Annotated in this window: 11 protein-coding genes and 1 pseudogene; 1 reads left to right on the top strand and 11 read right to left on the bottom strand. The window is 72.5% G+C overall.

Annotated elements, in window-relative coordinates; genetic code table 11:
- Positions 1–334 precede the first annotated feature (334 nt).
- From ACWD0A_RS06545 to ACWD0A_RS06495, 11 genes and pseudogenes are all read right to left on the bottom strand, one after another.
- Complete coding sequence (locus ACWD0A_RS06545) at positions 335–1,201, bottom strand: ABC transporter permease (RefSeq protein WP_451295207.1); 867 nt, start codon at positions 1,199–1,201, stop codon at positions 335–337.
- Entirely contained in the window at positions 1,194–2,186 is a 993-nt protein-coding gene (locus ACWD0A_RS06540) for an ABC transporter permease (protein WP_451295205.1), read from the bottom strand. The genes ACWD0A_RS06545 and ACWD0A_RS06540 overlap by 8 nt, the downstream gene beginning before the upstream one ends.
- Complete coding sequence (locus ACWD0A_RS06535) at positions 2,183–3,781, bottom strand: ABC transporter substrate-binding protein (protein ID WP_451295203.1); 1,599 nt, start codon at positions 3,779–3,781, stop codon at positions 2,183–2,185. The genes ACWD0A_RS06540 and ACWD0A_RS06535 overlap by 4 nt, the downstream gene beginning before the upstream one ends.
- A gap of 87 nt (positions 3,782–3,868) precedes the next feature.
- Entirely contained in the window at positions 3,869–4,945 is a 1,077-nt protein-coding gene (locus ACWD0A_RS06530; RefSeq protein ID WP_451295201.1) for an acyl-CoA dehydrogenase family protein, read from the bottom strand.
- Positions 4,942–6,132, bottom strand: a complete 1,191-nt coding sequence (locus ACWD0A_RS06525; protein ID WP_451295199.1) for an acyl-CoA dehydrogenase family protein — start codon at positions 6,130–6,132, stop codon at positions 4,942–4,944. Before ACWD0A_RS06525 ends, ACWD0A_RS06530 begins: the two co-directional genes overlap by 4 nt.
- A complete protein-coding gene (locus ACWD0A_RS06520; protein ID WP_451295197.1) occupies positions 6,129–7,097 on the bottom strand; it encodes an NADPH:quinone oxidoreductase family protein in 969 nt (322 codons plus the stop codon). Before ACWD0A_RS06520 ends, ACWD0A_RS06525 begins: the two co-directional genes overlap by 4 nt.
- Positions 7,098–7,196: 99 nt before the next feature.
- Entirely contained in the window at positions 7,197–7,781 is a 585-nt protein-coding gene (locus ACWD0A_RS06515; RefSeq protein WP_451295195.1) for a helix-turn-helix domain-containing protein, read from the bottom strand.
- Between the two features lie 56 nt (positions 7,782–7,837).
- Positions 7,838–10,474: a beta-N-acetylglucosaminidase domain-containing protein gene (locus ACWD0A_RS06510; RefSeq protein ID WP_451295193.1), complete on the bottom strand. Its 2,637-nt coding sequence runs from the start codon at positions 10,472–10,474 to the stop codon at positions 7,838–7,840.
- 225 nt (positions 10,475–10,699) lie between these two features.
- Positions 10,700–11,446: a PIG-L deacetylase family protein gene (locus tag ACWD0A_RS06505; RefSeq protein ID WP_451295191.1), complete on the bottom strand. Its 747-nt coding sequence runs from the start codon at positions 11,444–11,446 to the stop codon at positions 10,700–10,702.
- A gap of 45 nt (positions 11,447–11,491) precedes the next feature.
- A pseudogene (locus ACWD0A_RS06500) lies at positions 11,492–12,789 on the bottom strand (alpha/beta fold hydrolase).
- Between the two features lie 89 nt (positions 12,790–12,878).
- Complete coding sequence (locus ACWD0A_RS06495; RefSeq protein ID WP_451295189.1) at positions 12,879–14,348, bottom strand: cellulase family glycosylhydrolase; 1,470 nt, start codon at positions 14,346–14,348, stop codon at positions 12,879–12,881.
- Positions 14,349–14,587: 239 nt separating this feature from the next.
- Between ACWD0A_RS06495 and ACWD0A_RS06490 the strand changes: the two genes are divergently transcribed.
- Positions 14,588–15,559 (top strand): acetylxylan esterase, encoded by a 972-nt coding sequence (locus ACWD0A_RS06490; protein ID WP_451295187.1) that lies wholly within the window; start codon positions 14,588–14,590, stop codon positions 15,557–15,559.
- Positions 15,560–15,564 lie beyond the last annotated feature (5 nt).

The following is a 15,564-nucleotide window of genomic DNA, read 5'->3' as shown; positions in this document are numbered from 1 at the left end:
GCTCCAGGCACAGCCCCGCCCCGCGCGCCGGGCGCGCGCCCCGGGGCCGGGTGCCCCACGGCGTCTTCGGCGTGCGCCGCCCCGACGCCCACGCTCGCACCGGGCGCACCGGGCGCACCGGGCGCACCGGGCGCACCGGGCGCACCACGGTCGCACGGCACGGCCGCCGACGCGTCGGTGCCGGGATCCTGTTCCCGGCCTGCCGGCCTGACACCGGCCGTGGGCGCGGCGGCGGCCGCCGCCTCCCTCGCAGGCGCGGCCTCACGCCGTGCCCCGGGCGCCGGCCCAGGGGCGAAGGAGCGCGGCGCGGGCCGGGGCGGTTCCGGCGGCGTGGTCACAGCATCAGCTCCGATCGGCGTCGCGGGTTGATCCTTTCGCGCCAGGCGCCGGCCAGGCCCGCGACCGCCAGCGTGGGGACGATGAGGAAGAATCCGGGGAAGAGGGTGGGCCACCAGTCGCCGGCGATCAGCGAACCGCGGGCGGACTGGACGAGGTTGCCGAGGCTGGCCTGGTGCGTGGGCAGGCCGAGGCCGAGGAACGACAGGGCCGACTCGTGCCACATGGCGTGCGGCACCATCAGGACCGCGGCGAGCCCGGCCTGCGGCAGCACACCCGGCAGCAGGTGCCGTACGGTCACCCGCCACCTGGTGGCTCCGCCGCTGATCGCCGCGTCGATGTACGGGCGCGAGCGCAGCGACAACACCTCGGAGCGCACGATGCGGGCGGTGGACAGCCAGTGCGTGAGCGCGACGGAGACGATGACGGGCCCCACGCCGGGCCGGAACACGGCGACCACGAAGATGCCGAGGAGCAGGTGCGGCACGGAGGAGAAGGTGTCCCCAGGCCGCATCAGGAGCCGGTCGGTCCAGCCTCCGAACGCCGCGGCGGCCGCGCCGACCGCCGTGCCGATCAGGGTGGCGACGAAGGCCGCGACGAGACCGACGAGCAGGGAGACGCGCAGCCCGTAGACGCAGCGCAGCAGAAGGTCGCGGCCGACGTCGTCGGTCCCGAAGGGATGCGCCGCGGAGGGCGGTCGCAGCTTCATCGACAGGTCGACGGCCTGCTGGTCGAGCTGGACGAGCGGCGGTACGACGAGGACGGCGAGCGCCACGGCGGCGACGACGACGGCCGACACGGTGACGCGCGTCGTGCGGGTCGAGCGGCGGGTGCGGCCGCGGGAGGTCCAGGCGAGGTCAGCCATCGAATGCCACCCTCGGGTCGGCCAGGCCGTACAGCAGGTCGGAGAGCAGGTTGCCCAGCAGCACCGCCGCGGTCGCGAGCACGGTGAGCGCGGCGAGCAGCGGGAAGTCGACCGAGGTGGCGGCCTGGACGGTGGCCGCGGCGATGCCGGGCCAGCTGAAGACGGTCTCCACCAGCAGGGCGCCGGTGATGAGTTCGGGGACGCGCGAGCCGATGAGGGTCAGCATCGGCAGCATGCCCGAGCGCAGGGCGTGGCCGAGCAGCACGGTGCGTTCGGCGAGGCCGCGGGCGCGGGCGCCGCGCACCGGGTCCTCCTCCAGCGCGTCCCCGACGCCCTGGCGAACGTAGAGGAGGAACCACGGCAGTTGGGTGATGCCGAGGACGGCGGCGGGCAGGACGAGGTGGGTGGCGACCTGGCCGAAGGTGACGGTGTCGCCGGCGGTGTCGGTGAGCCCGCCGGCGGGCAGGACGCCCAGTTCGAGGGCGAAGAACCAGATGGCGAGCAGCCCGAGCCAGAACGCGGGGGCCGCCTCCAGGGTGTATGCGGCGGAGCTGACGCAGCGGTCGAGCGGGCCGCCGCGGCGGCGGGCCGCGAGCACACCGAGGACGGTGCCGAGCACGACGGCGAGCGCGGACGCGGTCGCGGCGAGCAGCACGGACCAGCCAATGCGTTCCCCGATGACATCGGCGACAGGCATGCGCATGATGGCGGAGTCGCCGAAGTCGCCCTGGAGGGCGGCCGTCAGCCAGTTCCACCAGCGGGTGACCAGCGGCTGGTCGACACCGAGGTTGGCGCGGATCTGGTCGAGGTTCTCCTGCGAGGCGGTCAGTCCCGCGCTGCCGGTGTAGGCCTTGACCGGGTCGAAGGGCGAGGCGGCCGCCACGGCGAACACCGCGAAGGTCACGGCGACGAGGACGGGCACGGCGAGCAGGGCCCGCCGTGCGGTCATGCGTGCGAGCGCGCCCCAGGGGAGGCGGCGGTTCACTGCTTCGGCGTCCAGTCCTCGACGTTCCACCAGGGGCCGGAGGCGAGGCCGTGGTCGTGCGGCTCCACTTGGGTGCTCAGGCCGTCCCACGTGTCGTTCACGACGTAGACGTGGTCGATGTGGGTGAGGAAGGTGCAGGCGGGGTTCTTGACCAGTTCGCGCTGGACGGTGTCGTACGCGGCCTTGCGCGCGGCCTTGTCGCCGCTGCGGCGGCCGGCTTCGAGAGCCTCGTCCACGGCCGGGTTGTCGTAGTGGGCCATGTTGTTGAAGCCGTCGCCGGCGAGCGCGGAGTGGAGCAGGACGTACTGGTCGAAGTCGGGATCGCCGGGTGCGCCGCCGCCGGCGAGGACGGCGTCGTGCGCCATGCGGGGCTCGATGACCTCCCAGGTGCCGGCCTTGGTGGTGATGTCGATGCCGGCCTTCTTGGCGTCGGAGGCGTAGGCGAGGGCGTGGTCCTGGCGCAGCTTGTCGCCGGTGAGGTACCAGAGCGGGAAGGCGGCCCGGACGCCGTCCTTGACGCGGATGCCGTCCTTGCCGGGCTTCCAGCCGGCGTCGTCGAGGATCTTCCTGGCGGCGTCGAGGTCGTGCGTGCGCTCGGTGCCCCGGGTGAACCACTCGCTGCCGGTGGGCACGGGCCCGTAGGCGGGCTTGCCGGCGCCGCCGAGGATGGCGTCGACCATGGCCTCGCGGTCGACGGCGACGTCGAGGGCGCGGCGGACGGCGGTGTCGCCCGCGACCCTGTTGCCGGTGGGCAGCGTGACGGTGCGGTAGTCGTAGGTGGTGGCCTCGTACGTCTTGCGGCCCGGTTCGTTCCGGAAGCCCTTGGCGAGGTCGGGCGGCAGGACGGCGCCGTCGAGGTCGCCCGCGCGCAGCCGCGTGGCGCGGACGTCGTCGTCCTTGATGATCGCCATGGTGAACCTCTTCACCGCGGGCGCGCCGCCCCAGTAGCGGGGGTTGGCCTTGAAGCTGATCTTCTCGCCCTTGGACCAGCCGGTGAGGACGTAGGGGCCGGTGCCGACGGGCTTCGTGGTGAACTCGCCGGTGTTGACGTCCTGCCTGCCCGCGATGTGCTCGGGGGCGATGGGCAGGACAGTGCGCTGGGCGAACGGCGTGTAGGGGTACTTGAGCGTGAAGACGACGGTGTCGTCGCCGACGGCCTTCACGTCCTCGACGGCGTCCAGTTCCGTCCTGGACGGGTTGTTGGTCCTCCTGTCGAGGATGGTCCGGTAGGTGAAGACGACGTCCTCGGCGCCGAACGGCTCGCCGTCGCTGAACTCGACGCCCTTGCGGAGCCGGTAGGTGTACGTGAGCCCGTCGTCGCTCACCTCGGGCAGGGCGGCGGCGAGCGCCGGGCGGAGCCTCATGTCCGCGTCGAAGGCGAGCAGTCCGTCGAAGATCTTGGAGTTGCCGTCCTTGCCGTAGCCGAGGAGCGGGCTGAGGGTCTCGGGTTCGTAGGCGATGCCGACGACCGCCGAGTCCGTGGCCCGCGCGCCCCTCCCGCCGTCGGCGCCCGGCTCGGAGCAGGCCGCCGCGCCGAAGGTCAGCGCGGCGGCGAGCGCCGTGGCGGCCGCAGCCCGTATCGATCGGCCCGTCATGCTCGCACACCTCTATTGAAGATCAGCCGTTATTGCAAAGTGCTCGCAACTAAACAGCATGTAAAGGGCGTGACGGAACAGGGGGTGTTACGGGGCCTGGAGATCGACGAGCGCGGCCAGCTCCTCCTTGTGCCGGCCCGGAGTGCCGAGCGCGATCTCGTCGGCCTTGGCCCGCTTCAGGTAGAGATGCGCGGGGTGTTCCCAGGTCATGCCGATCCCGCCGTGCAGCTGCACGCACTCCTCGGCCGCGTGCACGGCGACCCGGGAGCAGTACGCCTGGGCGACGGCCACCGCCACCGCCGCGTCGGGGCCGCCGGTGGCCAGGGCGTCGGCCGCGGCGCGCGCGGCGGCCCGGGCCGAGACGACCTCCAGCCACAGCTGGGCCATGCGGTGCTTGAGCGCCTGGAACGAGCCGATGGGCCGGTTGAACTGGTGCCGCTCCCGCGTGTGCCGGACCGTCTCCTCCAGACACCATTCCGCGACGCCCAGTTGCTCGGAGGCGAGCAGGCCCGCCCCCGCGAGCAGCCCTCGCCGCACGGCCGCCTCCCCCGCGTCGCGGTCCGCGACGCGGGTGCCGGCCGGGCTGGGGGTGACGGCGGCGAGCGGACGGGTCAGGTCGAGCGCGGTCTGCGGCTCCACCGAGACCTCGGAACGCTCCAGCAGGTACAGGCCGTCGGCCCGGAGCACGAGGAACACGTCGGCGCGGACGGCGTCCGCGACGCCGGTGACGCGTCCCGCGTCGCCCGCCATCGGTCCGTCGGCGGCGGCCGACAGCGGCAGTGCGGCCACGGCGGTGCGGCGGCCCGCCGTGAGGTCGCCGAGCAGCGCGGTCACGTCCCCGGAGGCGTCACCGAGTGCGAGCAGCACCTCCGTCGCGATGACGGAACTGGTGAGGTACGGCGCCGGGGCGACGCTGCGGCCGAGCTCCTCCAGGACGACCGCCGCCTCGCGGTGGCTCGCACCCTGGCCGCCCAGCTTCTCGGGCACGAGCAGCCCGGCGGCGCCGACGTCGGACGCCAGGGCCTTCCACAGACCGGCGTCGTAGGGGCTCCCGCTCTCGGCGGCGCCGGCGACGAGCGCGGCGGGGTCGGCGTGGTCGGAGAGCAGCGAGCGGACGGCTGCCCGCAGATCGGTCTCGGTCTCGGAGTACAGCAGGTCCGTCATCGCGCGAGGTCCTTCCAGGCGATGTCCTTGTCGCTGCGCGGTTCGGCGGGCAGGCCGAGGACACGTTCGGCGACGATGTTCAGCAGCACCTCGCTGGTGCCGCCCTCGATGGAGTTGCCCTTGGAGCGCAGGTAGCGGTAGCCGGCGTCACGCCCGGTGAAGTCGACGAGCTCGGGGCGGCTCATGGTCCAGTCCTCGTACAACAGCCCCTCCTCGCCGAGGAGTTCGACCTCCAGGCCGCTGATCTCCTGGTTGAGCCGGGCGAAGGCGAGCTTCGTGCCGCTGCCCTCCGGGCCGGGCTGGCCCGCGACGAGTTGCTGGCGCAGCCGTTCGCCGGTGAGCCGGGCGACCTCGGCCTCGACCCACAGCGTCAGCAGCCGCTGGTGCAGGTCGTGGGTGCGCAGGTCCGGGCGTTCGCGCCAGGTGCGGGCGACGGTGCCGATCATCCCGCCCTCGCGGGGCAGCCGCATGCCTCCGATGGAGACCCGCTCGTTCATCAGCGTGGTCTGGGCGACCCTCCAGCCGTCGCCGACCTCGCCGAGCCGGTGCGCGTCGGGGATGCGCACCTCGGTGAGGAAGACCTCGTTGAACTCCGCCTCGCCGGTGATCTGCCGCAGCGGGCGGACCTCGACGCCGGGGTCGGTCATGTCGCAGACGAAGTAGGTGATGCCCCGGTGCTTGGGCACGTCGGGGTCGGTGCGGGCGATGAGGATGGCCCAGCGGGCGACGTGGGCGCTGGACGTCCACACCTTCTGCCCGGTCACCACCCAGTCGTCGCCGTCGCGGACCGCGCGGGTGCCGAGCGCAGCGAGGTCGGAGCCCGCGCCCGGTTCGCTGAACAGCTGGCACCACACCTCCTCGCCGGTCCACAGGGGCTCGAGGAAGCGCTGCTTCACCTCCTCGGAGCCGTAGGCGAGGATCGTCGGCGCGGCCATGCCGAGGCCGATGCCGATGCGGCGCGGGTCGTTGTCGGGCGCGCCGGCAGCGGCGAGCTCGGCGTCGACGACGGCCTGCAGGGAGCGCGGCGCGCCGAGGCCGCCGAGGCCCTCGGGGTAGTGCACCCAGGCCAGGCCGGCCGCGAATCGGGCCCGGAGGAAGTCACCTCGCGCGGTGGTGGCCGGAGGGTGTGCGGCGAGCAACTCCTGTGTGAGCGCCCGCAGTTCGGCTGCGTCCGGTGCCTTCTTCATCGGTTGGCTCCTTCCGGCACGACGACGAGGCGGCCGGTGGTCGTGCCGTCGGCGACGCGCTGGACGGCGTCGGCGGCGCCCTTGAAGGGGACCCGCTCACTGACCAGGGGCTTGATCAGGCCCTCGGCGGCGTACTCGGTCAGCGTCCGGTGGCAGTGAGCGATGGACGCGGGGTCCTTGCGTGCGTAGAGGCCCCAGTGCAGGCCCATGATCGAGTAGTTCTTGACCAGGGCGTGGTTGAGCGCGGGCGCCGGGATGTCGCCACTGGCGAAGCCGACGATCACGATGCGGCCCTCGAAGGCCACGCACTTGGCGGACTTGGCGTAGGCGTCGCCGCCGACGGGGTCGTAGATCACGTCGGCGCCGCGGCCTCCGGTGGCCTCCTTGACGGCGGCGACGATGTCCTCGGTGCGGCGGTCGACGACCACGTCGCAGCCCAGTTCGCGTGCGACGGCAGCCTTCTGCGGACCGCCGACGACACCGATGACCTTCGCTCCGGCCGCCTTGCCGAGCTGGACGGCGGCGCTGCCGACGCCTCCGGCCGCGGCATGGACGAGCAGCGTCTCGCCCTCCTTGAGGCCGGCCCTGCGGTGGAGTCCGAACCAGCCGGTCTGGTAACCGATGTGCAGGGCCGCGGCCTCGGCGTCGTCCAGGGCGTCGGGCGCGGGCAGCAGAGCGGCCTCGTCCGCGACCACGTACTCGGCGAGACCACCGTGCGGCAGGGCCGGGTTGGCGATCACCCGGCGGCCGTCCTCGGTCTCCCCACAGATCTCCACGCCCGGGGTGAAGGGCAGCGGCGGCTTGATCTGGTACAGGCCCCGGCACAGCAGCGCGTCGGGGAAGTTGATGTTCGCGGCACGGACCCGGAGGAGGACCTGCCCTTCGCCGGGCGTGGGCCGGTCCACCTCCTCGAGCTGCATCACCTCGCTCGGCTCGCCGCTCCGGTGCACTTGCCATGCCTGCATGTCAGGGCCTCCCACAAGCCGTAGGGCTACTGTATGGGCTGCATACTAAGCGGTCGCTTGCCCGTCGTGGAAGCCCCTTCCCGGCCGCCCGCCGGATTCTCATCCGCGCTTCGGCCTCGCCCGGACGTGCATCCGCTCCCCCTGCGGGCCGAAGAGGCTCAGGAACTCCACCGGCTGACCGTCGGCCGCGCCGAACCAGTGCGGCACCCGGGTGTCGAACTCGGCCGCCTCCCCCGGACCCAGCACCACGTCGTGGTCGCCGAGCAGCAGCCGGAGGCGGCCGGCGAGCACGTACAGCCACTCGTACCCCTCGTGTGTGCGCTGCTCGGGGGGCTCCTCGGCCGGCCTGTGCACCACCTTGTACGCCTGGAGCCCGCCGGGCCGGTTGGTGAGCGGATACATCGTCCGGTGGCCGCGCACGATCGGCTTCGACCGCACCCGCGGGTCACCGACGGGCGGGGCCCCGACCAGTTCGTCGAGCGGCACCTGGTGGGCACGGGCGATGGGCAGCAGCAGCTCCAGGCTGGGCCTGCGTCCGCCCGACTCCAGCCGGGACAGGGTGCTCACTGAGATGCCGGTCGCCTCCGACAGGGCTCCGAGCGTGGCTCCTCGCTCGCGCCGGATCCTGCGGAGCCTCGGCCCCACCTCGTTCAGTACGGCGTCCAGCCGTGGGTCGTCGTCCATGCGTTCCATTGCAGAAACAGCAAGGCCATTTGTCAATCTCGCGCGGCCCCAGGGTCCTAGCGGACGATGACCTCGGCGATCTGCGGCGTACCGCTCTGCCACACCAGGCGAACCGCGTCGGCCGTGCGGTTGCCCGTGTTCAGCTGCGAGTACGGCCGCCGGATCTCGCCGACCCGCCGCCACGTTCCGTCCGGTGCCCGCAGCTCGACGAGTGCGCGCGCCACGGTGTCGCCGGGCTGGAGCACCTTCACCGTCCGCACGGCCCGCGCGACGCCGAGGTCCACGGTCAGCGCCTCGTCCGGCTCGGGGGCTCGTCCGGCACGGTAGGCGGTGTCCGGATCTCCGTCGGCCGCGGCGCGCAGTGCGGAGCCGGCCGCCGGGGGCGGGCCTCCGCTCACGGAGGCGCTGTCCGTGGCGACCGAGAACTCCCTGACGACGAGCCAGTTCGTCTGGCCCGCCGTCGCCCTGGCCCGTACGTAGCGGGCGGTGGCGCCCTCGGGGGCGGTGGCCGTGACGTCGGGCGTTCCGGAGAAGGCCGTCAGCTGCTGCCAGTTCGTGCCGTCGGACGAATACTCCAGCACGCCCCGGCGCAGGTAGTCGTTCGGGCTGGTCGGCTTGCCCATGGCCAGCGTGACGGTGCCGATCGGCCGCTCCCGGCGCAGGTCGACGCCGACGTGGTCGCCCGCAGCGGGCGCCCTGCTGCTCCAGTAGAACGTGGTGTCGTCCTCGTCGATCATCCGCGCGGTCACGTTGTCGCGGTAGGTGCCGATGCTGCTGGTGGCCCTGATGCCGCCGGGCACACCGAGGATGCGGTCGTGCTCGGCCCGAGCGTCCTCGACGAACCTGTCCAGCACGCCTTCGCCGACGACGACGGGCACCTTCGTGCCGCCGAGTCCCGTGTAGACGAACGACCTGGCGGTGGCGAGCAGTCCGGGAAGGCGCCCGCGCAGCTCCCACGCCTCGGCGGCGTCGCCGTCGCGGGCGGCTTCCACGAGCCGCAGCGCGGTGCCTGCCGCCACCGCCCACGCCTCCGTCGCGTCCAGCCAGGGGCCGGCGTCGTCGACGAAGCCCGGCTCGGGAAGGCGGTCGCGCAGCACCGACGGCGCCGTACGCAGCCCGCCCAGGGTCGCGTGGAGCCGGTCCGCGTCGCCGTCCCGCCAGAACCCCTCGAAGGCGGCTGCCAGTTCGGGTGCCTGCTGTACGTTGAGCCGCGAGCTGTAGTTGACGTCCGCGAAGGCCCGCAGGGCCCGTTCGGTGCGGCCGTCGCCGCCCGCGTACCACCGCAGCGCGGCCAGCCATGAGGTGCGCGGGTCGTAGGCGCTGTCGTTCCAGGTGTAGTCGGCGACCGTGAACAGCGCGATCTTCGACGCGTACGGCTGGATCATCGGATTCGCGGTGATGCCGGCCAGTTCGGCGGGCAGGCCCTTCTCCCGGCCGCTGAAGGGGCCGAGCAGCAGGCGGTTGGTGACGTAGTCGTTGACGGGGTAGTTGTCCCAGGTCAGGATCGGGTGGGCGAAGACCGAGCGGGCGGCGCGCGCCTGGGCGACCGTCATGGTCGGCGCGATGACACCGATGCCGGTCCACTCGACGACGACGTCGGCGTCGAGCTGCTCGGCCAGCGCCTTCTTGTAGGCGGTCGCCGTCACGTTGTAGTACTCGGTCGGCACCATCTGCAGGGGCTCGGCACCGGGGTGGGCGGCGATGAACTCGCGGTTCACCCGGTTGAGCAGGTGGGCCTGCGCCGCACCCGCCGCACCGCCGCCGGTGCCCCATCTGGCCTGGTCCCCGGGGCAGTTCCACTTCGTGTAGCTGATGTCGTCCAGCGGGACGGCGAAGGTGCGCACGCCGATGTCCCAGATCGTCCGGAACTTGTCGATGAGGGCGCGGGTGTCGGCCTCGGAGCTGTAGCAGACGGACAGGCCCGGGGACAGAGCGTAGGTGAAGTCCACGTGCCGCTGCTCGGCCCGGTCGACCAGCTCCTCGATGCGCGCCAGCGCCGAAGCGGGGTAGGGCTCGCGCCACTTGTCGCGCAGATAGGGGTCGTCCTTGGGCGAGTACACGTAGATGTTCATCTTGTGCTCGCCGTAGAAGTCGAGCTGGTCCAGCCGGGCCTCGTGCGACCACGGGGTGCCGTAGAAGCCCTCGATGACGCCGCGCAGGGGGGTGGCGGGCCAGTCGCGGACGATCAGGCCGGGCACCTGGGCGCCGGGGCGGTCGCGGTGCGGCAGGACCTGGCGCAGGGTCTGGGCGGCGTAGTAGGTGCCCGTGGCGTCCTTGCCGGCGAGGACGATCCGGTCCCCGCCGATACCGAGGACGTAGCCGTCGGCGGGCAGTCGCTCCGGGCCTTCGGCCTCGAGCGCGGCCAGGGCGTCCAGGGCCCCGGCGGAGCCGACGTGGACGGTCAGCAGGTCGTCGACGGCACGCTCCCCGCGCACGACCCGGTCGGCGCCCGCCTCGCGCAGCGCCTTCTCGGTGACGTCGAGCGCCTGCGGGTCGGCGTCCTCGTCGGCGACCAGAGTGACGGTCGAGGTGATGGTGACCCGGTCGTCCAAGGACTGGACCTCGCGTGGGGTGGGGGTGACGGCCGGGGACCTGCCGTCCGGCCCGTGCCCGTCGGCGGCCTCGCCGACGGCGGGGGTACATGCGAGCGTGAGTGCCGCGACCAGGGCGGCTATTCGCAGGCGAAGCGTCACATTTCCTCCATGGGCCGCTCGGGTCGCACAAGGAAGTCGCGCATCACATCACTGCCAGTGATGTGCCCGGCCGCAAGCCGTGTCAATCCGCAGCCCGCGCTGTCCCGTGTCCGTAAGGCTCGTTCACAGCGTGTACAGGGACGCGGCCGCCGTGCGGGCAGCGCCTCGGGACGAGAAAATGAAGCCCCGGACCGCGACGCGGTCCGGGGCCGGGGTGCCGGCGCGTCAGCGCGGGAACACCTCGAACGTGACGGCGGGCCGGCCCCCGAAGCGCGGCGCCGCCGCCTCGGCCATACCGGTGAGGAAGGTGCGGCAGTACTCCTCCGGGTCCTTGTCCGTCAGGCCCTCGATGTACATGCGGTGCTCCAGAAGCGAGCGCACGGACCGCTCCAGACCGGGCCCCGCGTCGACCGCGTGGCTCGGCTTGTTCGAGCCCGCCACGGCCACCCACCGCACGCCGTCCCAGGGTTCGAGCCCCTGCTCGGAGATGAGCTCGGGGAAGATCCAGCGGTTGCCCGCGTCGCCGGCGGCGTCCAGGGTCGCCCGTCCCACGGCGCGGTGGTCGGGGGTGTTCCAGACCGTGCCGCCCCAGGTGTCACGGTGGTTGAGCGTGATGACCAGCTCGGGGCGGTGGCGGCGGATGGCGGCCGCGATGTCGCGCCGCAGCCCCGTCCCGTACTCGATGACGCCGTCCTTGTGGTCGAGGAACTCCACGGTGGGGACGCCCACGACCGCGGCGCTGGCGCGCTGCTCCTGCTCGCGCAGCGGTGCGCACTCGGCCGGGGCGATGGAGTCGATGCCCGCCTCGCCACGGGTGGCGAGGACGTAGACGACCTCGCGTCCCCCGTCGGTCCACCCGGCGACGGCGGCGGCGCAGCCGTATTCGAGGTCGTCGGGGTGGGCGACGACGGCCAGGGCGCGCTGCCAGTCGCCGGGCATCTCCTGGAGCTGTTCGGTCACTTGATCCGTCATGGCCGCAGGATACGGCCCCGCCTCCCCGACGGAACGGATCGTTCGTCAGACCTCGTCACGGGCGAGGGCGAGCAGGCGGTCGAGGACGCTGGTGCCACTCGCCCGCACGCCGTCGTGCTCGTACTCGTCGGTGACCCAGGTGCGCAGACCGCGGACGGCGCGGGCCGTGCGCAGGGAGTCGGCGGTGTCGACGTACATGTCGTCGTGGTAGACGGCCGCGGCGACCGGCACCTCGTTGACGGCGAGGCGTGCCGGGTCGTAGAGCGCGGGCCAGTCGGCGCGGGCGGCGAGCAGTTCGGCGGCCTCGCGCAGCGGGCGCAGCGCGGGGTCCGCCTCGAAGTGCCAGGGGTGGATGCTCTCCCCGGTGAACATCAGCGGACTCTCGCCGGCGAGCGTCGTCGGCGCGTCGAACTCCGGGAACTCGGCGCGTACGCGCTCGGCGGACCAGCCGGTGGGCCGGCCGCCCTGGGCGTAGATCGCCTCGTGCAGCACGGCGTACAGGGGGTTGGCGGCGAACGACAGGACGGGGCGGACGGCTTCCTGGAAGGCGTCGGAGAGTTCCTGGCCCGACGCCGTGCGCACGAAGCCGTTCTCGAGCAGGTAGTGCAGCTGGTGGCTGCCGTCCTGGCCGCCGAGGAGGATGCCGAGCGACTGGAAGGCTTCGGGCGTGAGGGTGTAACCGCCGGGCAGCACGGCGGGACGGTCCGCGAGGTGGGCGGCGATGCGGCGGGCGCGCTCGACGTCCTGCGGGTAACGGGCGTAATGGGCCTCCACCTTGCGGCGGATGCGCGGATAGGCGGCGCGGTAGACGTCGTCGGCGTGCGCGTCCAGGGCGGGCAGACCGCCGGTGATCAGAGCGGTGTGGAGCCCTTCGGGGGCCGTGGACAGGTAGTGGGTGGTGCAGAAGCCGCCGAAGCTCTGGCCGAGCACGGTCCAGGGCGCCCCGCCGGTGAGCCGCCGCCGGATGGTCTCGCAGTCGCGGACGATGGAGTCGGCGCGGAAGTGGGCGAGGTGCGCGGCCTGTTGCCGAGGTCCGCCGCGCAGCGGGAGCGTCTGGCGGTTCAGGGGCGTGGAGCGGCCGGTGCCGCGCTGGTCGAGGAGGAGTACGCGGTACTCCTCCACGGCGCGGGCGAGCCAGGCCTGCGCCCCGGTGAAGCGGCGGGCGGCGTTGCCGGGACCACCCTCCAGGTACAGCAGCCAGGGCAGGTCGTCGCCCGTGCGGCCGGCGCCGGTGACCTCGCGGCCGTAGAGCTCGATCCGCTCGCCGTCGGGCTCGCCGTGGTCGAGCGGGACGTGAAGCGGTGGTCGGTGAGGACGACTCCCGGCTGCCGGTAGCTGGCCAATGCTGCTCCTGATGTGTGACCTGTGTTCGCTGTGCGCCCCCGCCCGCCCAGTGGATCACAGGGGCGGGCGGGGACGCGCGACGGGCCGGTCAGCCGGTGGGGAAGTCGTCTGGTGTCCTGATGCGGTCGCGGACCCAGACTCCGGCGGGCTTCAGCGACGTGGTGCCGGTCCAGGGACCGTTGTCGGCGCAGGTCCCGGTCTTGAACACGGCTCCGGAGCGGTGGTCGTCCGAGTAGTTCCAGTTCACCCAGCTGATCTTCTTGCTCGCCATCAGATCGAGGTAGCGCTGGGACATGGCGAAGTCGTTCGCCCCTTCGCCCGCGTAGTCCTGGGTGCCGAACTCGGTGACGAACACGGGCAGTTTGTCGGCCGCGCGGGACAGGGTGTTCAGGTACTCGTCCCGGTGCGAGGCCGCGTAGAAGTGGAACGTGTACATGATGTTGGCCGCGTCGACCGGGTTGTTCACGACCTCGCTCTCGTTCGAGCCCTCCGAGACGCCGAGCGAGGACCAGGCGCGGGTGCCGACGAGGATCGGTGTGTCCGGGTCGTTCTGCCGGATGACGGGGACGAGCTGCTCGGCGTAGTTCTTGATCGTGGACCAGCTCACGCCGCTGGGCTCGTTGGCGATTTCGAACAGCAGGTTGTTCTTGCTGCGGTGGCGCTGGGCGATCTCGGTGAAGAACGTCTTGGCGCGGGCGAGGTTGTGGTTCGGGTCGCCCGGGCTGAGCATGTGCCAGTCGACGATCGCGTACATGCCGCGTGCGGTGGCCTGCTCGATGATCGAGTGGACCTTGTCGGTGAAGCCGCGGGGGTCGGTCTCGTAGCCGCCTTCCTGGATGTACAGGGAGATGCGCAGGACGTCGGCGTTCCAGTCGGTGGCCAGGGCGCCCAGGGATCCGGTGGTGACGCACTGGCTGTACCACTGCAGGCCGTGGGTGCTCATGCCGCGCAGCTGGACGGGCTTTCCGTACTGGTTGCACAGCTTGGTGCCGCACACCTTCAGCTGTCCGTTGACGGCGACGGGTGTGCCGGCGGAGGCGGGTGCGGTGTCGACGGCGAGGTGGTCGACGTTGGGTCCGCCGTTGGCGGTGGTGGCGGTCGCCCTGATGGTGTTGGCGCCGGCCCTGAGGTCGGCCGCGAGGGTGACCGTCGACCAGGAGGTCCACGAGCCGGTCCCGTTGAAGGCGCGCTCGTCGGCGGCGAGGGTGCCGTTGACGGAGATGTCCATCGGCCGGTTCGCGGTGGTGCCGTTGGCGTAGCGCAGGGTCAGCGTCGCTCGGCCGGCCTGTGCGGCGTTGACCGTCCACTGGACGTAACTGCCGCTGACATTGTCGTAGTTGACGAAGCCGGTGCCGGTGTAGCCGGTGTGGTCGGACTCCACGAGCCCGCGCGAGACGGTCGCGTTCTCGGCCTCGTGGGTGACGGCCGCCGCGGCGGCGAGGGGCTCGGGGACGGGGGCTGCGGGCGCCGTGGGCGCGGCGGTCAGGGCGAGCGTCAGTGCGGTGCCGATCACGCCGAGGGCGGTGAGCGGGTGTTTCCAGAGCCGTGCCGGTCTCATGGGGGGTCTCCGTTGGCTGGGCGGAAGGGCCGGGACAGAACCGGTGCGTCATGCATGCCGATTGGAAGGAAACTTTCCTAACCGAGAGAGATAGCAGGGGTGGCCGCCGGTCGGCAAGGGCCCTGACGGCAGGAGCCCGTCCACCATGGGAGCGGCGCGCCGCTCGTGAGCCATGCCCTTGCCAGGCGGTGGCAGGGCATGTTGATCTGCTCCCTGCTCCCGTAGCGAAGGTGGTCCCCATGGCCCTGTTCGATCTCCCGCTCGACCAGCTGCGCAGGTACCGCAGCGCCTCCGCCGAACCGGCGGACTTCGACGCGTTCTGGACGAAGACGCTGGAGGAGGCCCGCGCCCACGCCCTCAACGCGCGCTTCGAGCCCGTCGCGACCGGTCTGACGTCGGTGGAGGTCCACGACGTGACCTTCGCCGGATTCGGGGGCCACCCGGTGAAGGGCTGGCTGGTGCTGCCCGCCGGGACCGCCGAACCGGTGCCGCTGGTCGTGGAGTTCCTCGGCTACGGCGGCGGACGCGGACTGCCGCACACCCATCTGCTGTGGGCGTCGGCAGGTCTCGCGCACTTCGTCATGGACACCCGCGGACAGGGCAGCGGCTGGACGAACGGCAGCACACCGGACCCGGTGGGCAGCGGGCCCGCCTTCCCCGGCTACCTCACAAAGGGCATCGAGGACCCGCACGAGTTCTACTACCGGCGGGTGTTCACCGACGCCGTACGCGCGGTCGAGGCGGCGCGCTCGCATCCGCTGACGGACGCCTCCAGGACGGCGGCCGTCGGCGTGAGCCAGGGCGGCGGCATCGCGCTCGCGGTGGGCGGCCTGATGCCGGACCTCGCGGCCGTCGCCCCGGACGTGCCGTTCCTGTGCGACTTCCCGCGCGCAACGACGCTCACCGACCGCGACCCCTACCGGGAGGTCGGCAACTACCTGCGGACCCATCGCGGCCGAAGCGAGCAGGCGGCGCGCACCCTCGCGTACTTCGACGGGGTCCACTTCGCGGCGCGAGGGCGTGCTCCGGCGCTCTTCTCGGCGGCGCTGGAGGACCAGACGTGCCCGCCGTCGACGGTGTTCGCCGCCTTCAACGCCTATGCCCACGAGGAGAAGCGGATCGAGGTCTACGACTTCAACGACCACGAGGGCGGCGGTCCGCACCAGGAGGCCGCCCAACTCGCCTGGTTGCCCGGCATGTTGGGGCGATGACGGGA

Source organism: Streptomyces sp. NPDC002867, assembly GCF_053591895.1.
The sequence above is the reverse complement of the archived record's forward strand: the minus strand, read 5'-3'. Positions and strand labels throughout refer to the sequence as shown.